At 64.8% G+C, this 20,626-nt stretch carries 24 protein-coding genes; 6 read left to right on the forward strand and 18 right to left on the reverse strand.

All coding sequences use genetic code 11. The features are described from left to right. Window positions 1-375: 375 nt before the first annotated feature. Window positions 376-801: an OsmC family protein gene (locus FJW06_RS27255; RefSeq protein ID WP_140756385.1), complete on the forward strand. Its 426-nt coding sequence runs from the start codon at window positions 376-378 to the stop codon at window positions 799-801. Between the two features lie 231 nt (window positions 802-1,032). On the opposite strand, the gene FJW06_RS27260 is transcribed toward FJW06_RS27255, so the two are convergent. From FJW06_RS27260 to FJW06_RS27290, 7 genes are all read right to left on the reverse strand, one after another. Next, the gene (locus FJW06_RS27260; RefSeq protein WP_140756387.1) at window positions 1,033-1,665 is read right to left on the reverse strand and encodes a DUF480 domain-containing protein; all 633 of its coding nucleotides are present in this window, start codon (window positions 1,663-1,665) and stop codon (window positions 1,033-1,035) included. A gap of 250 nt (window positions 1,666-1,915) precedes the next feature. After that, entirely contained in the window at window positions 1,916-2,695 is a 780-nt protein-coding gene (locus tag FJW06_RS27265) for a succinate dehydrogenase iron-sulfur subunit (RefSeq protein ID WP_140756389.1), read from the reverse strand. Beyond that, window positions 2,695-3,129, reverse strand: a complete 435-nt coding sequence (locus tag FJW06_RS27270) for a DUF3052 family protein (RefSeq protein ID WP_140756391.1) — start codon at window positions 3,127-3,129, stop codon at window positions 2,695-2,697. The genes FJW06_RS27265 and FJW06_RS27270 overlap by 1 nt, the downstream gene beginning before the upstream one ends. A 2-nt stretch (window positions 3,130-3,131) precedes the next feature. Continuing rightward, window positions 3,132-4,967, reverse strand: coding sequence for a succinate dehydrogenase flavoprotein subunit (gene sdhA, locus FJW06_RS27275; protein WP_140756393.1), 1,836 nt, complete (start codon window positions 4,965-4,967; stop codon window positions 3,132-3,134). 4 nt (window positions 4,968-4,971) lie between these two features. Next, entirely contained in the window at window positions 4,972-5,367 is a 396-nt protein-coding gene (sdhD, locus tag FJW06_RS27280; protein WP_140756395.1) for a succinate dehydrogenase, hydrophobic membrane anchor protein, read from the reverse strand. Beyond that, window positions 5,367-5,789 carry a succinate dehydrogenase, cytochrome b556 subunit gene (gene sdhC / locus FJW06_RS27285; RefSeq protein ID WP_040996394.1) on the reverse strand — a complete coding sequence of 141 codons (423 nt, stop codon included), beginning with the start codon at window positions 5,787-5,789 and terminating at the stop codon, window positions 5,367-5,369. Before sdhC ends, sdhD begins: the two co-directional genes overlap by 1 nt. Before the next feature lie 403 nt (window positions 5,790-6,192). Continuing rightward, window positions 6,193-6,708, reverse strand: a complete 516-nt coding sequence (locus tag FJW06_RS27290) for a hypothetical protein (RefSeq protein WP_140756397.1) — start codon at window positions 6,706-6,708, stop codon at window positions 6,193-6,195. 240 nt (window positions 6,709-6,948) lie between these two features. On the opposite strand from FJW06_RS27290, the gene FJW06_RS27295 reads away from it, so the two are divergent. Beyond that, window positions 6,949-7,305, forward strand: a complete 357-nt coding sequence (locus tag FJW06_RS27295; RefSeq protein ID WP_140756399.1) for a hypothetical protein — start codon at window positions 6,949-6,951, stop codon at window positions 7,303-7,305. Between the two features lie 153 nt (window positions 7,306-7,458). On the opposite strand, the gene FJW06_RS27300 is transcribed toward FJW06_RS27295, so the two are convergent. Continuing rightward, on the reverse strand, window positions 7,459-8,655 hold the full coding sequence (locus FJW06_RS27300) for a GGDEF domain-containing protein (RefSeq protein ID WP_140756401.1): 1,197 nt from the start codon (window positions 8,653-8,655) through the stop codon (window positions 7,459-7,461). A gap of 163 nt (window positions 8,656-8,818) precedes the next feature. On the opposite strand from FJW06_RS27300, the gene FJW06_RS27305 reads away from it, so the two are divergent. Continuing rightward, window positions 8,819-9,124 (forward strand): hypothetical protein, encoded by a 306-nt coding sequence (locus FJW06_RS27305; RefSeq protein WP_095769553.1) that lies wholly within the window; start codon window positions 8,819-8,821, stop codon window positions 9,122-9,124. A 63-nt stretch (window positions 9,125-9,187) separates the two neighbouring features. Here the strand turns inward: FJW06_RS27305 and leuC are convergent, their stop codons facing one another. The 8 genes from leuC to rplS all read right to left on the reverse strand — a co-directional run bounded on the left by leuC (window position 9,188) and on the right by rplS (window position 15,518). After that, window positions 9,188-10,597: a 3-isopropylmalate dehydratase large subunit gene (leuC, locus tag FJW06_RS27310; protein ID WP_140756402.1), complete on the reverse strand. Its 1,410-nt coding sequence runs from the start codon at window positions 10,595-10,597 to the stop codon at window positions 9,188-9,190. Window positions 10,598-10,661: 64 nt separating this feature from the next. Next, entirely contained in the window at window positions 10,662-10,787 is a 126-nt protein-coding gene (locus FJW06_RS30880; protein ID WP_140756403.1) for a hypothetical protein, read from the reverse strand. A 98-nt stretch (window positions 10,788-10,885) separates the two neighbouring features. Continuing rightward, window positions 10,886-11,536, reverse strand: a complete 651-nt coding sequence (locus FJW06_RS27320) for a methyltransferase domain-containing protein (RefSeq protein ID WP_140756404.1) — start codon at window positions 11,534-11,536, stop codon at window positions 10,886-10,888. Window positions 11,537-11,594: 58 nt separating this feature from the next. After that, window positions 11,595-12,407: an amino acid ABC transporter permease gene (locus FJW06_RS27325; RefSeq protein ID WP_140756405.1), complete on the reverse strand. Its 813-nt coding sequence runs from the start codon at window positions 12,405-12,407 to the stop codon at window positions 11,595-11,597. 261 nt (window positions 12,408-12,668) lie between these two features. After that, on the reverse strand, window positions 12,669-13,466 hold the full coding sequence (locus tag FJW06_RS27335) for a transporter substrate-binding domain-containing protein (protein ID WP_140756406.1): 798 nt from the start codon (window positions 13,464-13,466) through the stop codon (window positions 12,669-12,671). A gap of 268 nt (window positions 13,467-13,734) precedes the next feature. Next, the gene (locus FJW06_RS27340; protein ID WP_246674871.1) at window positions 13,735-14,214 is read right to left on the reverse strand and encodes a MarR family winged helix-turn-helix transcriptional regulator; all 480 of its coding nucleotides are present in this window, start codon (window positions 14,212-14,214) and stop codon (window positions 13,735-13,737) included. A gap of 17 nt (window positions 14,215-14,231) precedes the next feature. Then, the gene (locus FJW06_RS27345) at window positions 14,232-14,657 is read right to left on the reverse strand and encodes an organic hydroperoxide resistance protein (protein WP_210238998.1); all 426 of its coding nucleotides are present in this window, start codon (window positions 14,655-14,657) and stop codon (window positions 14,232-14,234) included. A 339-nt stretch (window positions 14,658-14,996) separates the two neighbouring features. Beyond that, window positions 14,997-15,518, reverse strand: coding sequence for a 50S ribosomal protein L19 (rplS, locus tag FJW06_RS27350; RefSeq protein ID WP_095769549.1), 522 nt, complete (start codon window positions 15,516-15,518; stop codon window positions 14,997-14,999). 326 nt (window positions 15,519-15,844) lie between these two features. Here rplS and FJW06_RS27355 point away from each other — a divergent pair, with 326 nt between their 5' ends. Next, on the forward strand, window positions 15,845-16,597 hold the full coding sequence (locus FJW06_RS27355; protein ID WP_140756409.1) for a sulfite exporter TauE/SafE family protein: 753 nt from the start codon (window positions 15,845-15,847) through the stop codon (window positions 16,595-16,597). Window positions 16,598-16,695: 98 nt separating this feature from the next. Here FJW06_RS27355 and trmD read toward each other — a convergent pair whose 3' ends face one another. Both trmD and rimM read right to left on the reverse strand, forming a co-directional pair. Continuing rightward, a complete protein-coding gene (gene trmD, locus FJW06_RS27360; protein ID WP_140756410.1) occupies window positions 16,696-17,379 on the reverse strand; it encodes a tRNA (guanosine(37)-N1)-methyltransferase TrmD in 684 nt (227 codons plus the stop codon). Further along, window positions 17,376-17,975, reverse strand: coding sequence for a ribosome maturation factor RimM (gene rimM / locus FJW06_RS27365; protein WP_140756411.1), 600 nt, complete (start codon window positions 17,973-17,975; stop codon window positions 17,376-17,378). The genes trmD and rimM overlap by 4 nt, the downstream gene beginning before the upstream one ends. 112 nt (window positions 17,976-18,087) lie before the next feature. On the opposite strand from rimM, the gene FJW06_RS27370 reads away from it, so the two are divergent. Both FJW06_RS27370 and FJW06_RS27375 read left to right on the forward strand, forming a co-directional pair. Further along, a complete protein-coding gene (locus FJW06_RS27370) occupies window positions 18,088-19,026 on the forward strand; it encodes a tyrosine recombinase XerC (protein ID WP_140756412.1) in 939 nt (312 codons plus the stop codon). 72 nt (window positions 19,027-19,098) lie between these two features. Continuing rightward, complete coding sequence (locus FJW06_RS27375; RefSeq protein ID WP_140756413.1) at window positions 19,099-20,163, forward strand: TraB/GumN family protein; 1,065 nt, start codon at window positions 19,099-19,101, stop codon at window positions 20,161-20,163. Window positions 20,164-20,626 lie beyond the last annotated feature (463 nt).

Below are 20,626 nucleotides of genomic sequence, written 5' to 3' on the forward strand. Positions count from 1 at the left end.
CTGCTTCGAGAAAGCCTCTCAAGAATCCTTCTTTTGCTGCCTGGCAATAGACATTCGACTTATCTGCGATTCCCCTAGGCCCGATCGAAGCCGACATTTTCGCGCTCACTTGTTGGAGATTGGCCTACCACCAACGCCGGCGGCAAAGGCGTGTTGAGATTCGGGTCAAGCCGAGCCGAAAATAGCGGTCTCCGAGAACCGGAGCGGAGCGTACTTAAAAGTACGTGAGCACCGGAAGCGCAGGAGACTGCCATTTGCAGGCCGGCCTCACCCGAATCTCAACATGCCGTGGATGGTCTTCCGCCGCGTCCGCGCTATAGTCACAAGGAGCGCCGGCGCCTGCCGGCGCAAACCCCGACAAGGCAGGAGGACTCCATGGACCGCACCGCAAACGCCGTCTGGAAAGGCAATCTGAAGGAGGGCAACGGCACGCTGGACACCCAGAGCGGCACCTTGAACGGCACGCCCTATTCCTTCAAGGCGCGTTTCGAGGACGAGAGCGGCAAATCCGGCACCAACCCGGAGGAGTTGATCGCCGCAGCGCATGCCGGCTGCTACGCGATGCAGCTTTCGCACTTCCTCGCCGAAAACGGCACGCCGGCCGCCGAGCTCAACGCCAAGGCGGTGGTGACGCTGGTGCCCGGCACCGGCATCACCGGCAGCGCCATCACCTTGGTTGGCAAAGTGCCGGGCATCGACGCCGCGAAGTTCAAGGAACTGGCCGAGAAGGCCAAGGCCGAATGCCCCGTCTCGAAGGCGCTGGGGGCGATCAAGGTATCGCTGGATGCGAAGCTGGGGTGAGCGGCGTTTCTATCTGCAGGGGTTGCGATCCTTCGCGCCCCCTCTGGCCTGCCGGCCATCTCCCCCACTTTGGGGGGAGATCGGATGTCGCGCCGGCTTTCGCTAATCACCGCCGTTGAAAGAAGAGCGCCGACGCTGGAGCGCTAATCTCCCCCTTGTGGGTCCCTTGTGGGGGAGATGTCCGGCAGGACAGAGGGGGGCGCTGTCCCGCCAACATTTCGGTCAATGGACCTACAAACCCAGCGCCTCGATCTTCGCCCGTAGCGCCGCGACCTCTTCTTCCAACGCCTTCACCCGCGCCTCAAGGTCAGTATCCGTAACTGACGCCGCCGGCTGCCAAGGTCCCGCCGTCGCCGCCGCTTCCACCGGGCCGCTCAAGAGATGCACATAGCGCTCCTCGCGCTGCCCGGGCGCGCGTTCGAGCAGCTGGATCAGCGGCGGCCGGCGGCCGATCATCAAATCGAGATTGTCCCGCAGCTCCTCGATCGAAGCAAAGCGCGCCATGCGCTCTGAACGGGCAAGCAGCTCATGCGCCGTCTGCGCGCCGCGCAGCAGCAAAAGCCCGATCACCGCGATCTGCGGCGTGGTCAGCGAAAAGCGCTGCGCCATCAGGTGCTCGTAACGCTCGACGCGCGAAGCGAAGGCCTGCCGTACCAGACCCTTCTGCTCCAGCGTGCTCAGCGCCCGCCGGACCTCGGTCAATTCCAGCGCCATGACAGGCTCGCGCGCCGTCTTCTGGTTGGCGGCCTGATGCGCGCCGTTGAGCGTCAGCGGATAGACGTCCGGCGTCAGCTCCTTCTTCTCGATCAGCGAGCCGAGGACACGGGCTTCGACGGGTGAGAGGATGGGAAGATCTTCGCTCATTGAGTTGCCTATCCTTCGAGGTTGGAGGGACAGCACCCCTCTGTCCTGCCGGACATCTTCCCACAAGACAAGGGAGAGATCAGCTGTTGCAGCGCCGCTCGTCCATTGTTGCAACGCTGAAGATTGGCGAAAGCCGGAATGACGGCCAATCTGCCCCTTGCGGGCCCACAAGGGGGGAGATGTACGGCAGGACAGAGGGGGGTGTGACGGAACGCTACTTTTGCGATTTGGAAGCGACCACCTCTGGTAACTACACCCTTCTCTCCACCATCATCTTCTTGATCTCCGCGATCGCCTTGGCCGGATTGAGCCCCTTCGGGCAGGTCTGCGCGCAGTTCATGATGGTGTGGCAGCGATAGAGCCGGAAAGGGTCTTCGAGATTGTCGAGCCGTTCGCCCGTCGCCTCGTCGCGGCTGTCGATCAGCCAGCGATAGGCCTGCAGAAGGGTGGCCGGGCCGAGATAGCGGTCGCCGTTCCACCAGTAGCTCGGGCAGGAGGTTGAGCAGCAGGCGCACAGGATGCATTCATAAAGCCCATCGAGCTTCTCGCGATCTGCATGGCTCTGCAGCCATTCCTTGGCGGGTGTCGGTGACACGGTCTGCAGCCAGGGCTGGATCGAAGCGTGCTGGGCGTAGAAATTGGTGAGGTCGGGCACCAGGTCCTTGATCACCGGCATATGCGGCAGCGGATAGATCTTCACCGCGCCGGAAATATCGTCAGCGCCCTTGGTGCAGGCGAGCGTGTTCGAGCCGTCGATGTTCATGGCGCAGGAGCCGCAAATGCCCTCACGGCAGGAACGGCGCAGCGTCAGCGTCGGGTCGATCTTGTTCTTGATCCACAGAAGCGCGTCCAGCACCATCGGCCCGCAATCGTCCATGTCGACGAAATAAGTGTCCATGCGCGGGTTTTCGTCGTCGTCCGGGGACCAGCGGTAAATGCGATATTCGCGCAGATTGGTGGCGCCTTCCGGCTTCGGCCAGGTCTTGCCCTGCTTGATCTGCGAATTCTTGGGAAGCGTGAGTTCGACCATTACCTGCGGTCCTTTCGGATGACGAGCTTCAGCCCGGACCAGATTTCGTTGACGGCGGCGACCTTGACGTCGACCAGGTCGCGCTTCAGCGCCTCCGACCGGATGACGTCCTCGGTGATGTCTGTGGCGACCTTCGAGGCCTTCTTCGGCCAGGAGACCCAGACCATGCCGTCGCGCTTGATCGCCGTCTCGATGCCGGCCAGGCCGTCCTCGATTTCGGCGCGCTGCCGGGTGAAGGCGTGCACGGCATCGTATGTGCGGCTGCCCGAGATCACCGACCACTTCGGCAGCCGATCGACCTTGGCGAAGGACACCGCTTCAGCCAGATCGCCCAGTTCCGGCGGCAGCGCAATAAAAGCGGCGACCATGCCGTCCTTCAAGCCGAGCTTGGCCGGGAGGGGCGTGCCGGAATATCCGGTGGCCGCGAGCGCCATGATCAGTACACCCTGGCCTTCGGCGCGATCTTGGCCAGGCTGATGCCGCCGTCCTTTTCCGCCAGCAACGGCTCGGTGTGCACCGGCCGGTAGGTGAGCGTCACCTTGCCGTCCTCGCTCAGATGGGCAAGCGTATGCTTACGCCAGTTCGCGTCGTCGCGCTTGTCGAAATCCTCACGCGCATGCGCGCCCCGGCTCTCCTTGCGCGCCTCGGCGCCGTAGACCGTGGTGATGGCGTTGGCCATCAGGTTTTCCAGTTCCAGCGTTTCGACCAAGTCGGAATTCCAGATCATCGAGCGGTCGGTGACCTTGAGGTCCTTGAGCTCGCCCCAGAGCTCCGAGATGCGCTTGCAGCCGTTCTCGAGCGATTCCTGCGTGCGGAACACGGCGGCGTCTTCCTGCATGGCGCGCTGCATTCTCTCGCGCAGCACCGCGGTCGGGATCGAGCCGTTGGCGTGGCGCAGCCTGTCGAAGCGCTCCATGATCTTTTCGACCGAAGCTTCGTTGGGCGACGGGATCGCCGACTTGCGGTCGATCACCTGGCCGGCCCGGATAGCTGCCGCCCGGCCGAACACGACGAGATCGATCAGCGAGTTCGAGCCAAGCCGGTTGGCGCCGTGTACCGAAGCGCAGCCTGCCTCGCCGACCGCCATCAGGCCGGGCGACACGCGGTCCGGATTGTCGAAGGTCGGATTGAGCACCTCGCCCCAGTAATTGGTCGGCACGCCGCCCATATTGTAATGCACCGTCGGCAGCACCGGGATCGGCTCCTTGGTAAGGTCGACGCCGGCAAAGATCTTGGCCGATTCCGAGATGCCCGGCAGCCGTTCATGCAGCACGGCCGGATCGAGATGGTCGAGATGCAGGAAGATGTGGTCCTTCTTCTTGCCGACGCCGCGGCCTTCGCGGATCTCCAGCGTCATGCAGCGGGAAACCACGTCGCGAGAGGCAAGGTCCTTGGCAGACGGCGCATAGCGCTCCATGAAGCGCTCGCCCTCGGAATTGACGAGATAGCCGCCCTCGCCGCGCGCGCCTTCGGTGATCAGGCAGCCGGCTCCGTAGATGCCGGTCGGGTGGAACTGCACGAACTCCATGTCCTGGAGAGGAAGCCCAGCCCGCGCGGCCATGCCGCCGCCGTCGCCGGTGCAGGTATGCGCCGAGGTGGCGGAGAAATAGGCGCGGCCATACCCGCCGGTCGCCAGCACCACCATCTTGGCCGAGAAGCGGTGGATGGTGCCGTCATCGAGGTTCCAGGCCACCACGCCGGTGCAGGTGCCGTCCGGCTCCATGATCAGGTCGAGCGCGAAATACTCGATGAAGAACTGCGCGTTGTTCTTCAGCGACTGGCCGTAGAGCGTGTGCAGGATGGCGTGACCGGTGCGGTCGGCGGCAGCGCAGGTGCGCTGCACCGGCGGACCGTCGCCATAGTTCATCATGTGACCGCCGAACGGCCGCTGATAGATCTTGCCTTCCTCGGTGCGCGAGAACGGCACGCCGTAATGCTCGAGCTCGTAGACGGCGGCCGGCGCCTCGCGCACCATGTATTCCATGGCGTCGACATCGCCCAGCCAGTCCGACCCCTTGACGGTGTCGTACATGTGCCACTGCCACGAATCCGGACCCATGTTGGACAGCGAGGCGGCGATGCCGCCTTGCGCGGCCACCGTGTGCGAGCGGGTCGGGAACACCTTGGTGATGCAGGCGGTGCGCAGCCCCTGTTCGGCCATGCCGAGCGTGGCGCGCAGGCCGGCGCCGCCGGCACCGACGATCACGACGTCGAATTTGTGATCGACAAAGGTGTAGGCGGAAGCCGTGCCGGCTGTATTTGCGTTGGCCAAGACGTCAGCCTCCGAATGCGAGTTTGAGCAGGGCAAACAGCGAGGCAACGCCGACCGCGACTGCGAAGAATGTGTTGAGGGCGATCAGCGCCAGCTTCAGGCCTTCGCCATGCACATAATCCTCAATGATCACCTGCATGCCGATGCGCATATGATAGAGCGGCGAGATCAGCACCAGCCCGAGCATGACCACCACGAACGGGTTCGCAAGCGCCGCTCGCACCTCCGCGTAGCCATGGCCGTTGATCGCGATCAAGAAGCCGACGAAGAACAGGATCAAAGGAATATTGGCGATGGCGGTCAGCCGCTGCCGCCAGAAATGCCCGGTGCCTTCCCGGGCCGAACCGAGGCCGCGGACCCTCGCCAGCGGCGTGCGCATGTCCGAATTGTTGGTGGCCATCAGAATGCTCCCCGCGCCATATAGCCGGCGATCCAGATTAGCAGCGTGAGCACGATCGAACCGGCAAGCGTCGCCCAGGCGATCCTGGACGCGGTGTGTTTTTCAAGCCCCGCGCCGGTGTCCCAGATGAGGTGGCGCAGCCCGCCCAGCATGTGGTGCATCAGCGCCCAGGTGTAGCCGAAGAGAACCAGTCGGCCGAGCCACGAGCCGAAGGCCCAGTTGACCCAGTCGAAGGCGGCCTGCGAGCTCGCAGCAGCAATCAGCCAGGCCGCCACCAGCAGCGTCCCGAAATAGAGCGCGCCGCCGGTGATGCGATGGATAATCGACATCGTCATGGTGATCGGCGGCCGGTAGACCGTCAGATGCGGCGAGAGCGGCCTTTCACGTCTGGCAACTGCGCGGGTGGCTGGTGATTTGCTCATGGCTCCCCCAGATCGGCATCCTGGAAGCCGCGATGGGAATGCGGCGTTCGCCGCCTTCATATATGGCCCCGGACAGCCGGTTTCTAATGCTCTTTTTGCACCGCGTCAAAGCCGGAAAATCGTTTTGAAAACATCATTTAGTCTGACAAATTGACCGCCGCGCGCTTCAATCGATTAGCGGCTGTTTCGAAGCCGGCGCAATGTTTCGTTGCAGTGCAACAACATCGCGCGCCGGGTGGGTTGAGATTCAGGTCAGGCCGAGCCGGAGTCGAAGACGGGCGCGAAGCGACCAAACTGGGTGGCTTCCGAGAACCGGAGCGGAGCGTACTTAAAGTACGTGAGCACCGGAAGCGCAGGAAGCTGCCGTTTGCAGGCCGGCCTGACCTGAAGATCTGCCCACCCGCTATCTCCGACAGGTCTGCGGGGTCGATCCCCTCTTCATCACCAGCGCTTCGCGTCCGTCGATCACGATTGCGTCATGGGTGGCCGCTTCCTGGTAGCGGCTGCTCTGGTTGGCGGGCGAGGCCGCGAATTCCTCGGCCGTGCCGTCCGGGCGGACCACGCGCAGCGACGAGCCGAGATTCTGGATGGTGATCATGCCGCCATTGCCGCATCTGTAGGCCGCCGTGCCGATGCCGGACCGTGGCACGGTAAGGTCGGTGATGATCTTCGTCTCGGGCGCAAGCGTCTTGCCTGTTGCAGGTGGGGGGGCCGTTGTAGATACCGGGGCCGTCGCAGGGAGCGGAGGCGTGGCAGCCGCCGTCGGCACCACGGGTGCGGCGGACTGCGAGGCCGGGGCAGGCGAGGCGGCGGGCGCGGCATTCGCCGCCTTCGGCGCGTCGCCCTGCGGCACGCAGGCCGCGGCCGCGAGAAGCAGCGGGATGGTGATCGACACCCGAACCGTGTGGCCAAAGCTCATGCGCTGCCCTTTCGTGCGCGGCACGCTAGCCACGCGACGCATCAAGATCAAGCTCACCCAGAGTCAGCCGGCTGCATGCCCGCCCTGCGGCGGCAAGAGCCGGGCCCTCCAGAATTAACCATGTTCCTTAAGAACCGGCACCGAAGGCCCCCCGGCTCTTAACAAAGGTAAAGAAAGGGTTAATTTCCGATTCGAAGCGGAATCCGGGCGCGATCCATCGCGTCATCAAGGGAGAGCGACATGCGTTCGAATTCAGTGCGGGCAAGCGTTGCCGCCGCGGCGCTGGCGGGACTGGCGACGACAATCGCCGCGCCGGCAGAAGCCGGACTGCGCCATCACGACCGCGTCTATGCCGATTCCTTCAGCAATCTCGTCATCGACAGCGCCGCCGGCTACAAGCGCATCATCGTCGGCGAGGGCAAGCTTGCCAAGAAACTTTCCGAATACACCGGCGCCGGCCAGCCGGATGTCGTCTATGACGATGCGGACGAAGCCGGCGCGCCCGGCTGTTACCAGCCGCCGGTGCTGGTCAAGGGCCGCTCCTACATGTACGGGCTTTCCGACGGCGAGATGCCCAATCTCAGCCCTTGCCGTTGAGGATAGCCGGCGTCTGGCGCCGCCTGACACGCGCCTGGTGTCATGGACGGCAACCGCGGCGCCCCCAACAGCCTCGCGACAAGCAGGTTGATCATCAACTGAAGTCGGCGCTGCGCACATCCTCCTTCGTCGGACGTTCCGCGTCAGACTGCCTCAGCCGACGGCAGGCCGCTCGGCAGCGAAGGCGGTTTCAGGTCTCTCATAAGAAAGCCGCACGCTGTCGCGGCCGTTCTTCTTGGCCTTGTAGAGCGCCTCGTCGGCGCGCCGCATCAACGGCATCAGCCCTTCCTTGCCGGAGCGGGCAGCGACGCCGAAGCTCGCGGTGACCCTGGTGCCGGGCGGCAGGCCATCCACCGCGCCAGCTGAATAAAGGTTGCGGATCGCTTCGGCGAAAAGCCTTGCCGCCCCCAGGTCGCTCAGCGGCAGAAGCACGGCGAACTCCTCGCCGCCGATGCGGCCCGCGGCCCCGCGCGCGCCGGTGGCGGAGCGCAGCTTGGAAGCGAAGTCGGCGATCACGCGGTCGCCGGCCTCATGCCCATGCTGGTCGTTCAGCGCCTTGAAGTGATCGAGGTCGGCCAGCACCAGGGCGACGGGAAACCCGGCCTTGCCGCACTGGTCGAGCAAGAGGGCCGCTCGCTCCTCGAAACCGCGGCGGTTGAGGATGCCGGAGAGCGGATCGGTATGGTTCTCGGTCTTCAATGTCCTCATCACGTCGAGCGCCGCGGCCGTGAACAGGCTAAGCGCGATCAGCAGCGACAACAACGCGTGCGAGAGCAGCGCCGTCGTCCAGTAGGACGAGCCGTAGAAGCCGTCATAGCCGGGGAACGGCCCGTGCGCGATCACGACGATCAGTGTGCGGGCGATGAAGTTCAGCCCCGAAAGCAGCGACAGCGCGAACAGGATCTTTTCGGTCGGCCCGTAGCTGCGCACGGTCCTCAGTTCCGCCGCGACCAGCAGGCTGAGCGCGCCGAAGCCGAAATTCATGACCAGCACGCGCCAGGTGAGGTCCGGCTGGACGAACATGAACCAGATGAAGGCGGCGAGCCCGCCGCCGGTCGTGACGGCGATGCCGACATAGGGCACGCGCCGCCCGTAGCGCGCGATTATCGCGCTGGAAAGGCAGCAGGCCGCGATCGTGAAGCAGACGTTGGAGACCAGCTTGGTCAGCGCTACGCCGACCGGAAGCGTGAAATATTGCAGCAGGAAACCCGCTGCCGACAGGCAGTAGCTCGCGCCAAGCGCGGCCAGATACGGCCGATGGCGCTGATAGGACCACAGCACGAGGAACGCAGCGCCGAGCGCCAGCGCTATCGTCGGATTGAGCAGCGCTATGAGCAGACCGGTGTCCAAAGGACTGCGACTTTCCCCAACTTACCCAGGGGCAGATGCTAGGGCTTAAGCCCAAACAAGCGGTTAAGCCTCCGATAGATACGCCGTGAAGCCGTGCGGAACCGGCCTGCCGGAGCGGCGTTGTCCGGCCAGGATAGGAGACGCCAGACGGGAGACGATCGAGATGGCCGGCACAATCACTTTGACGAACCACGATGAAATCCGCTCCTGGGCAGCGGCGCGCGCCGGCTTCCCGGCCATCGTCGACGTCTCGCCCGAGGCCGGAACGCAGCCCATGCTGCGGCTGGTGTTCGGCCAGCAGGCCTATGAAGATACCGACCGCCCGGAACGTCCGATCAACAGCGGCGGCTACGAGCTTGTGGAGTGGGACGAGTGGTTCAGGATTTTCGACGAGCGGCAGCTGGCCTTGGTCGTCGCCGCCGACGAGCCCGGCCGGCGCGAGGAGTTTCACGAGATTATTCGCAGATAGAGCGCTGAAAGCAAAGGGCCCGGACGTCCAGTCCGGGCCTTTGTTGAGAGACGCAGCAGGCTGTTACTTCCAGTCCCGGATGTCGACGAAATGGCCGGCAATCGCGGCGGCCGCCGCCATGGCCGGCGACACCAGATGGGTGCGGCCCTTGAAGCCCTGCCGGCCCTCGAAATTGCGGTTCGAGGTCGAGGCGCAGCGTTCATGCGGCTTCAGCCGGTCGTCGTTCATGGCCAGGCACATCGAGCAGCCCGGTTCGCGCCAGTCGAAGCCGGCGGCGACGAAGATCTTGTCGAGGCCCTCGGCCTCGGCCTGTTCCTTGACCAGACCCGAACCCGGCACGATCATGGCGTTGACTCGCGGATTGACCTTCTTGCCCTCGACCACCTTGGCGGCGGCGCGCAGGTCCTCGATGCGGCCGTTGGTGCAGGAGCCGATGAAGACGCGGTCAAGCGCGATGTCGGTGATCTTGGTTCCCGGCGTCAGCCCCATATAGTCGAGCGCGCGGATCTTCGAGGTGCGCTTATTTTCGTCCGCAATCTCTTGCGGATCGGGCACGATGCCCTGCACCGAGACGACGTCTTCGGGCGAGGATCCCCAGGAGACAATCGGCGGCAGTTTTTGCGCGTCGAGCACCACGACCTTGTCGAAATGCGCGCCTTCGTCCGAATGCAGCGTCTTCCAATAGGCGAGCGCGGCATCCCAGGCGGCGCCCTTCGGGGCGCGCGGCTTGTCCTTCACATAGGCGAAGGTCGTCTCGTCCGGCGCGATCAGGCCGGCCCGCGCTCCGCCTTCGATCGACATGTTGCAGATCGTCATGCGGCCTTCCATCGACAGCGAGCGGATCGCTTCGCCGGCATATTCGATGACATAGCCGGTGCCGCCGGCGGTACCGATCTCGCCGATGATGGCCAGGATGATGTCCTTGGCGGTGACGCCTTCCGGCAGCTGGCCGTCGACGCGCACCAGCATATTCTTGGCCTTGCGCTGGATCAGCGTCTGCGTTGCCAGCACGTGCTCGACCTCGGACGTGCCGATGCCGTGCGCCAATGCCCCGAAAGCACCATGCGTGGAGGTGTGGCTGTCGCCGCACACGATGGTCATGCCCGGCAGCGTAAAACCCTGCTCCGGCCCGATGATGTGGACGATGCCCTGGCGGACGTCGTTCTCGGAATAGTATTCGATGCCGAAGTCCTTGGCGTTCTTGGCCAGCGCCTCGACCTGGATGCGGCTTTCCTCGTTCTTGATGCCGAACTTGCGCTCGGGCGAGGTCGGCACGTTGTGGTCGACCACGGCCAGCGTCTTTTCCGGATGCCGGACCTTGCGGTTCGACATGCGCAGGCCTTCGAAGGCCTGCGGGCTGGTGACCTCGTGCACCAGGTGGCGGTCGATATAGAGCAGGCAGGTTCCGTCGTCCTGGCGGTCGACCGTGTGGTCGTCGAAGATCTTGTCGTAGAGGGTGCGCGGTGCGCTCATGTGCGTAAATCCGTCGATACGAGAAATGGGAAAAGGACGCCGGCAACCGGCGCGACAACTGCGATCAGTCGGCCAGGCTAAGTCGGCTGGTGAGCGCGCCGCAGACCCGCGCGGAGAAACGCGACGGCAGGCGCTTCCTGTCCTGCAGCACGAAACCCTTATAGGCCGGATCGCTGAAAAGCTTTTCCATGGCGGGGTAGATAGCAATGTTTTGGCTTTTCGGCAATTAGCGGCCGGAACCTGGTTCCTCACTCCACGAAGTGGGCGAGGAACCGGTGCCAAGCTTATTCAAACCACCTCGAACACGAACGTCTTCACCAGCGCGTCCGGGTCGCCGATCGCATAGCAGCGGAACCACGGGCTCTGCTCGACCAGACGCCATTTCTTCGCCTGCGTCAGCTCGTCGAACACCGCCTGAAAGCCGCCGCTCTCGAACACCTGGTCGCGGACGGTGAAGATGGCGTGGCCGCCGCTCTTGGTGATTCGCACCAGTTCGTGCAGGCCGGAAGCAGGCGCGTGGCCGATGGTGAAGACGCCGGTCGAGAAGAAGGCGCGGAAATGCCGGTCGGGCCAGGGCAGCGGGCCGCCGAGCATCGCCTTCTTCAACGCGCTATAGGCCGGCTTGCCACTGGCCTGGCGGCTGCCGGCGATCTTCAGCATGTCGTCGGAGAGGTCGAGCCCGGCGATGTCGCCATAGCCAAGCGCCTTCAGCGACGGTCCCGACAGGCCCGTGCCGCAGCCGGCGTCGAGCAGCGGGCCTTCGCCGGCCGGCACGTGCCGCGCCACCCAAGCGGTGATCAGGAAGGGCAGGAGATAGCCGAGCGAGGCGGTCTCGCTGTCATAGGTCGCGGCCCAGTCGGCATAGGCCTTGGCGAGCCCTTCCGGCGAGTCGGCCGAGTAGACGGAATCCAGCGCCGCATTGGCCTTGTCGAAATTCATGGGGCGTGTCCTCCGCGATGATGAGCCGAAGGATCGTAGCGTGCTCCGAAGCCGCCGGCTATTCCTGATGCTGTCGGCGCAGCCGCTGTTCCAGCACACGCAGCGCCAGCGACAGGCCGACGGTCAGGATAAGGTAGATATAGGCGACGATCGAATAGGTCTCGAAGAAGCGGAACGAGCCCGCGGCATAAACCTTGCCCATCTGGGTGATGTCGGCGACGCCGAGCACGGAGACCAGCGAGGAATCCTTGACCATGGCGACGAAGTCGTTGCCGAGCGGCGGCAAGATGGTGCGGATCGCCTGCGGGAAGACGATCAGCCGAAAGCGCTGCGCCCGGCTGAGCCCGAGCGCCTTGGCCGCCTCGATCTGGCCCTTCTCGACCGACTGGATGCCGGCGCGGAACACCTCCGAGATGAAGGCCGAGTAGCCGATGGTCAAAGCCATGATGGCGCGCCAGAGCAGCGAGACGTCGCGCACCAGGAGTTCGCCGATCAGTCCGGCGCTCTGCAGCGGCGCGGTCAGCGCATTCCAGGCGGCGACGAAGGCCGGCGCGCCGGCAAAGGCGATCCAGAACAACAGCACCAGGATCGGCACGCCGCGGATGATCTCGACATAGAAACGCGCGATCTGGCGCAGCCACTGTGATCCCGACAGCGCCATAAGCGCGATGCCGAGCCCAAGCGCGGAGGCAAGCGCGAACGCGACTGCCGTGACGAAGATGGTGATGCCGATGCCCTTGGTGACGGTGGCGAAGACTTGCGCGTAGAGGTCGCTGGACGCGATGACGAGGGCGGCGGCAAGCGCCAGCACGGCGGACGCGGCCAGCCACCAGGGGAATTCGGGTTTGGAGGCAGACGCGGGCGCTGTCATCAGGAGATGCCATCGCGGCTATTTTTGCGATGGCAGCGCTCTACGAGACCCCCCTCTGTCCTGCCGGACATCTCCCCCTCAAGGGGGGAGATTGGCAGCTTCGGCCTCGCCCCCCATCCTGCAGCGTTGGAGATTGGCGAAAGCCGGCGCGATGTCCGATCTCGCCCCTTGAGGGGGAGACGGCCGGCAGGCCAGAGAGGGGGGCCTTGGCGCAACGTCAGCGCAATTTCCTGCAAACCCACTGCGCGCAACAAGACGAGCTCACTGCCCCATCTTGTAGTCGAGAAACCACTTCTTGTTGAGCTTGTCGAAGGTGCCGTCGGCCTTCAGCGCGGCTATGGCGGCGTTAACCGGCTTCACCAGGTCGGAGCCCTTCGGGAAGATGAAGCCGAAATCCTCGGTGCCGAGCGGTCCGCCGATCAGCTTCAGCTTGCCTTCGGAAGCGTCGACATAGCCCTGGCCGGCGGTGCCGTCGGTCAAGACGACATCGACGTCGCCCGTTTTCAGCGCCTGGACGGTCGCGCCGAAGGTCTCGAACAGTTTGATGCGCGGATTCTGCTCATTGCCGTCGAGCACGCTGTAAACGGCGGTGTAAAAGGGCGTGGTGCCGGGCTGGGCGCCGATCAGCCCATCCTTGAAGGCGGCGAAGCTCTTGGCGTCGGTGAAGCGGCTTTCGTCGCCGCGCACCAGCATGAACTGCTCCGAACGCATATAGGGATCGGAGAAGTCGACCTTCTCCTTGCGGTCGTCCTTGATGGTGATGCCGGTCATGCCGATATTGTACTGATTGTCGGAAACCGCCTGGATCATCGCGTCCCAGGAGCTGTTCTGGTACTCGACCTTGAAGTTCAGCCGCTTGGCGATCTCGTCCATGGCATCATATTCCCAGCCGATCTGCTTGCCGGTCTTCTTGTCGATGAACTGCAGCGGCGGATAGGCGTTTTCTGTCACCACCACGACCTTCTTGCCGCCGAGGTTGGGCAGGTTGTCGGCGAGCGCGGCGACAGGCGCGAGAAGCCAGGCCACCATGGCGACCAGCAGCAGTTTCGACTTGGTCATGACAATCTCCGAAGGTGATCGGCACACGGTTTCGGCGCGGCCGGGAAAATCCGGCGCCGACTTTAGAGCAATTCCAGGAAAAGTGTGAAGCGGTTTTCCGTCCGGAATTGCGTAAAAACAAGGAGATAGAGCGGCCGCCGTTTCGGTGAAACGGCGAACCGCTTTAGCTTGCCGCAAGCGCCTTGCAAGCCGGTCCGCTGCGACGTTGCGCCGTCTAGGCAAATGCAACGCTCTACCGGAATGGCTTGGAGGATGTCCGTTGCCGTGATCAGTCCCGATCGGCCGTGGCCTCGCGCAACCCGGCGACCAACCGCGTCAGCGTGCCGTGCAGGGCTTTGAGCTCAGTCCGCTCCAGCGGCATGCCGCAGCTCAGTCCTTCCTGCACGTCCTTCATCTTTGTCCGCAGCGCCTCGCCCTTGGCGGTCGGCTCGACCAGCACGCGGCGCTCGTCGGCGGCATCGCGCCGGCGCGTCACCAGGCCGCCTGCTTCCATCCGCTTGATGAGCGGCGTCAGCGTCGCCGAATCCAGACCGAGTGCCGCGCCGAGCTCACCGATCGTGCTCGGCGAATGCTGCCACAGCGCCAGCATCGCCAGATATTGCGGATAGGTAAGGCCGAGCGGATCGAGCAGCGGCCGGTAGAGCTTGGTCATCAGCCCGCTTGCCGAATAGAGCGCGAAGCAAAGCTGCTGGTCGAGGCGCGGCACGTCGGGCGCCCCGGCATCCTGCGCCGGGGCTTGCTTGGTCATTGGTTCGGTTGTCGTCGTCATGCAGCCTTTGCCGAGAGCGCCACGTCGATATTGCCCCGGATGGCGTTGGAATAAGGGCATATCTTGTGCGCTTCCGATACAAGCGCCTCGGCGCCCGCCTGATCAAGCCCCTTGATCTCGGCCGCCAGTGCGACGCCGAGCCGGAAGCCGCCCTGGTCGTTCGGGTAGAGGCTGACCGTGGAGGTGACCGATGCGTCCTCGAGCGGCAGCTTCTGCTGGCGGGCGACGAAGCGGACCGCGCTTTCGAAGCAGGCGGCATAGCCGACCGCGAAGAGCTGCTCGGGATTGGTGGCGCCACCCTTGCCGCCGAGTTCCTTCGGCATGGCCAGATCGACCCTGAGCAGGCCGTCGCTGGTCTCGCCGTGACCGTTTCGGCCGCCGCTGACGTGAGCCTGGGCAGTGTAGAGTGCAGACATTTTCATCTCCGTTAATTTGTACACGATTATTTTGTGCACTAGATAATTGGCTGTCAACCCCGATTTCGTCATCCACGGGCGGAGCGACGCGAAAGCGGACCGCAGACCCGAGGGGCAAAGCGCTGCTGCGGCGTGGAAACTTGAAACGCTGGGGGGCGGAAGGGAGCGAAGGAACGCTGGCCTATCGCCTTCGTCGTTCTAGGGCGGAGCAAGGAGCGAAGCGACGCGCGCGGACCCTAGAATGACGAAACGCGAGGGCTTCGATCAATTCCGAACGCTTGCGACAGCTGCCCAAACGAAAAAAGGCGGCCGAAGCCGCCTTTCTGGAACCTATTTCGCAAAACCTTATTCGGCCGAAGCGGCCTCGGCGGCAGCCTTCTTCTCGGCAGCTTCCTTGGCGGCCGTCTCGGCGGCCAGCGCCTGGGCGGCGGCGACCTTCTCTGCCTCGATGCGGGCGCGCTCGGCGTTCAGCGCATCGCGCTCTTCATCGTTCAGCTTGCGGGCGCGAACGCCGGTGTTTTCCGAAATGCGGGCCGACTTGCCGCGACGGTCACGCAGGTAATAGAGCTTGGCGCGGCGAACCTTGCCGCGGCGCACGATCTCGACGCCCTCGACCATCGGCGAATAGACCGGGAAAACGCGCTCGACGCCTTCGCCGTAGGAAATCTTGCGTACGGTGAAATTCTCCTGGAAGCCCGAGCCGGCGCGGGCGATGACGACGCCCTCATAGGCCTGGACGCGGGTGCGGGTGCCTTCAGTGACGCGCACCTGGACGCGCACGGTGTCGCCCGGCTGGAATTCGGGCAGCTTGCGCTTGGCTTCGATCTTGGCGGCCTGTTCGGCCTCGAGCTGACGGATGAGATCCATCTCAAATATCCACTTCTTGTTCTTCCGACAGTCAGAGCGTCCTCGGCTCGCCTTGCAGTTCCAATGACCGCTCGGCTATGCCCTTTGTCGAAACATCGGGCAGGGACGGCTACACCGCACTTGTTGACGGGTCCAGAAGATCGTTCTTCCGGTTCGGGCGGCGACATACAGCCATTTTGCCGCTTTGTCACGCCCTAATGCATGTCGACCGGACGTGTGCGCGGTTCCGGGATGACGACATGCATCAAATTTTTGCGCTCGCTGCCCCCATGACATTGACGTCGTGCCGGGTTGCGCTCGCACGGGAAGCTTTCTAAGCGGGGAAAATGAGTTTCTTCGACGCCGTCCTGCTTTTCTTCGCGGGTTTTACCTCGGGCGCCGCCAATGCGGTCGCCGGCGGAGGCACTTTCCTCACCTTCGGCGCCATGACGCTGGTCGGCCTGCCGCCGATCGTCGCCAACGCCACCTCCTCGGTGACGCAGCTGCCGGGCTACATCACCTCGACGCTCGCCTATTGGACCGATATCCGGCATTTCTGGCGCGGCGCTCTCCTGCTTTGCCTGATTTCCGCGCTCGGCGCGCTGGCCGGCTCGCTCATCCTGCTCGCGCTCTCCAACCCGTCCTTCCGCGCCCTTGTGCCCTGGTTGCTCATCGCCGCCACCGCGCTGTTTGCAGCCGGGCCGTGGCTGAAGCCTGCGGCGGGGCCGGAGCACCAGGCTTCGGTGGGCTCGCTCACCGGTTCGCTTGTTCAATTCGCGACCGCCGTCTATGGCGGCTTCTTCGGCGCCGGCATGGGCGTGATGATGCTGGCCACCCTCGGCCTGACGCAAGCCGGCGATTATCACCGGCTCAACGCGCTGAAGAACATGCTGTCCATCGTGATCGCGGTCGTCGCCATCCTGGTCTTCGTTTCCGGCGGCGTCGTCGCCTGGCCGCAGGCGATCGTCATGATCCCGGGCGTAGCGCTCGGCGGCTATGCCGGGGTGTGGATCGCCAAGCGCGTGCCGCAGAGCGTCGTTCGCGGCTTCGTCGTCGCCGTCGGCCTGCTCCTAGCGTTCTACTACTTCACCAAGGGCTAGATCATGATCCCGAAAAGTGGGAACCGGTTTTCGGAGAAAGATCATGCTCCAACAAAGAGTTAGATCGTGAGGGCGATTCAACGAAACGCCATCACGATCTAAGGCGCGAGCAGATCCGGCCGCCGCTCCTGCGTGAGCTTCTCGGCCTCGGCGCGCCGCCACTCGGCAATCTTCTTGTGGTTGCCGGAAATCAGCACATCCGGGATTTGCCTGCCCTCGAACTCCTGCGGCCGCGTATAATGCGGGTGCTCGAGCAGGCCATTCTCGAAGCTCTCCTCCTCGCCCGACACCGCATTGCCCATGACGCCCGGCAAAAGCCGCACCACGGCGTCGAGCAGCACCAGCGCCGCCGGCTCGCCGCCCGACAGGATGAAGTCGCCGATCGAGACTTCCTCCAGCCCCCGCGCGTCGATCACCCGCTGGTCGACGCCTTCGAAGCGGCCGCACAGGATGACCGCGCCCGGACCGGCGGCGAGCTGCCGCACGCGGGTTTGGGTCAGCGGTTTTCCGCGCGGGCTCATCAGCAGCCTCGGCCGCTCGTCGCCCGGCGGCGAGGCGTGGTCGATGGCCTTGGCCAGCACGTCGGCGCGCATCACCATTCCGGCGCCGCCGCCGGCCGGCGTGTCGTCGACGGTGCGATGCTTGTCGGTGGCGAAGTCGCGGATCTGGATCGCTTCCAGCGACCACGTGCCTGCCTCCAGCGCCCGTCCCGCCAGCGACAGGCCGAGCGCGCCCGGGAACATCTCGGGATAGAGCGTCAGCACCGAAGCGGCAAAGCTCAACGGTTGCCCCCGGCGTCCTTCGGCCCGCGTGGCCTGCCCTTGGGGTCGAAGCCGGAACGGCCAGGCGCCGCCCCTTCTTCCTCATCCTCGACCAGGCCTGCCGCGAGCGGTTCGATCTCGACGAAGCCGTCGGCGATCGAGACATGCGGCACCGCCGCCTGCGTGAACGGGATCAGCACACCCTTGCGGCCGGCAAGCGTGACGTCGAGTATGTCGCCGCCGCCGAAATTATGCACGGCGACGACCTTGCCGATGACGCCCGTATCGTCCCGGACGTCGAGGCCGATGAGATCGGCATGGTAGAACTCGTCCTCCTCGCCGTCGTCGGGCAGCACCGAGCGGTCGACGAAAAGCTCCGTGCCGGCCAAGGCCTCGGCGGCATTGCGATCGCTGACGCCCTTGAAGCGCACCACGACAACGGTGCCCGCCGGCCGAATGTCGAGAATCTGGAAGGCGCGGCCGTCCTTGGCATAGAGCGGGCCGTAATCGGCCAGCGCCAGCGGATCGCCGGTGAAGGTCTTCACCCTGAGTTCGCCCTTGATGCCGTGCGCGGCACCGATCACGGCCATCTGTACGGGGTTTTCGAGCTTCGACATCGGCGGCGCTTCCTTTGCCCTGCTCTAGCGCCGTCCCGTAGCCTTTTCAATGACGGCCTCTTCACTGCTTCCTAACCGGCATGCCCGAAACTGCCGAAAACGGAACAAGCCCATGCAGGAATTCCTCATCCCGGCAAAACCCGACCTCCAGGCGGCGCGCGAGACCTGGCTGAAGACGCTGGCGCATGAGCGCCGGCTGTCGCCCGAAACGGTCGAGGCCTATGAGCGCGACACCCGCCAGTTCCTGCATTTCCTGACCGGCCATTGCGGCGGCGCGCCGGGCATTTCCGACATCGCCGACCTGCGGCCGGCCGATCTGCGCGGCTTCCTCGCCAAGCGCCGCAATGACGGCGCCGGCGCGCGCACGCTGGGACGCGGCCTTGCCGGCATCCGCTCGCTGCTGCGCTTTCTCGAAAAACGCGGGATGGTGAATGCGGCCGCTGCTGCGGCGCTGCGCGCGCCGCGCCAGCCGAAGTCGCTGCCCAAGCCGCTGACGGCAAGCGACGCGAGACAAGTCGTGGCCGTGGACGGCCAGCTCGCGGAAGAGCCCTGGATCGCCGCCCGCAACGCCGCCGTGCTGACGCTGCTCTATGGCTCCGGCCTGCGCATTTCGGAAGCGCTGGGGTTGACCGGCGCCGATCTGGCCACGGAAGCCGACACCGTGCTGCGCGTCACCGGCAAGGGTGGCAAGACGCGCCTGGTGCCGGTGCTGCCGGTGGCCCGCAGGGCGGTCGCCGAATACCGTCGGCTCTGCCCTTTCCATATCGGTCCCGAGGGCTTGCTCTTCCGCGGCGCCCGCGGCGGCCCGCTCAACCCGGCCATCGTCCAGCGCGAGATGGCGAAGTTGCGCTCGGCACTCAACCTGCCGGACACCGCGACGCCGCACGCGCTGCGGCATTCCTTCGCCACCCATCTGCTCGGCCGCGGCGGCGACCTGCGCACCATCCAGGAACTGCTCGGCCACGCCAGCCTGTCGACCACGCAGATCTACACTGGCGTCGACACAGCAAGGCTGCTCGATATTTACGAGAAGGCGCATCCAAGGGCGTGAGCCCGTATCGCCGCGAAAATTTCGACCGTCCAATTAACCGTTTTGCCGCTTTTCGGCGCTAAGACGCTTTCCATGAAACGCGTCATCGCCATCGCCGACCGCGCGGCCCTTGTCTCGTTGAAGCTGCTCGCAGCGCTCAACCTGCTGTTTTTCCTGTCTTTCCTCGTCGTTCTGCTGCTTGCCGGCCGGGCGCATGCTGAAACGGCCAATTGCGTCGGCACCGATCTCTTGGCCGCGCTGGAAAAGAACGATCCCGCCGCCTTCAAGAAGGTCGAGGCCGAAGCGGCCGCCGTTCCCAACGGCAAGGGCCTGCTGTGGAAGCTGGAGAAACCAGGCGAAAAACCGTCCTACCTCTTCGGCACCATGCACATGACCGATACGCGCGTCACCACGCTGCCGGCCGCCGCGCAAAAGGCCTATGACGACGCCGGCACCATCGTCATCGAAACCACCGATGCGATGGACAAGGCCAAGATGATGGCCGCGATGGCCAGCGAACCCGGCCTGATGATGTTCACCGATAACACCACGCTGTCGTCGCTGCTCTCGCCCGACGACGCGGCGGCGCTGAACAGGGGGCTCGACGCCCGCGGCATCCCGCCGGCGACGGTCGCCAAGATGAAGCCGTGGATCCTGTCGGCGATGATGGCGCTGCCGGCCTGCGAGGTCGCGCGCCAGAGCGCCGGCGCGCCCGTGCTGGACGTCAAGCTGGCTTCCGACGCCAAGGCCACGGGCAAGGACGTCGAAGGGCTGGAGACCGCAGTCGATCAGTTGCGCGCCATGGCCTCGCTGCCGCTCGAGTTCCACATGAAAAGCCTGGTCGAGACGATGAAGCTCGGCGACAAGGTGAACGACGTCAACGAGACGATGATTGTGCTCTACCAGCGCGGCGAGGTCGGCATGTTCTGGCCGCTGTTCCGCGCCGTGATGCCGGACACGGCGGACGACAAGGCCGGCTATACCGCCTTCGAGCAGACCATGATCACCAGCCGCAACAAGGTGATGGCGGCGCATGCCGGGCCGATTTTGGCCAAGGGCAACGTCTTCATGGCCGTCGGCGCCATGCATCTTCCCGGCCCGGAAGGACTGGTCGAGGATTTTCGTAAGGCAGGGTATAGTGTTACCGCCGTCAAGTGAGTCGTCTGGCGGCTGGCGGACCTGAAAACGCCGGTTTTTCAGCGCTTTCCGTCCGTTTGCGTGAAACCCGATGCGGGATCAGCGCGTTGATGGCTGTTATTTTGATGACTTTCATCCAAGGAGGACACGTTTCATGGCGAACCCTAACGACCCCTTCACCCCTTCGAGCACGCCTCCCACGTCGAGTGGCGGTGGTGGTGGCAGCGGGTGGCTGATCGCCCTAGTTGTCATTATCCTGGCCATTGTTGCGTATTATGTCTTTGGCAGAAGCGGCGGCGAACACGCTCCCGCCCCGGCTGAGCCGCCGGCCGCCAGCACGCCGGCCCCGGCGCCCGCAACGCCCGCTCCGGCGCCCACGCCAGCACCCACCCCGGCTCCCGCGCCAACTCCGGCTCCTGCACCCGCGCCGACACCTGCTCCGGCGCCGGCCCCTGCCCCGGCTCAGTAATCGGGCTACAGCTTG

Source organism: Mesorhizobium sp. B4-1-3 (genome assembly GCF_006439355.1).
Classification (GTDB): domain Bacteria; phylum Pseudomonadota; class Alphaproteobacteria; order Rhizobiales; family Rhizobiaceae; genus Mesorhizobium.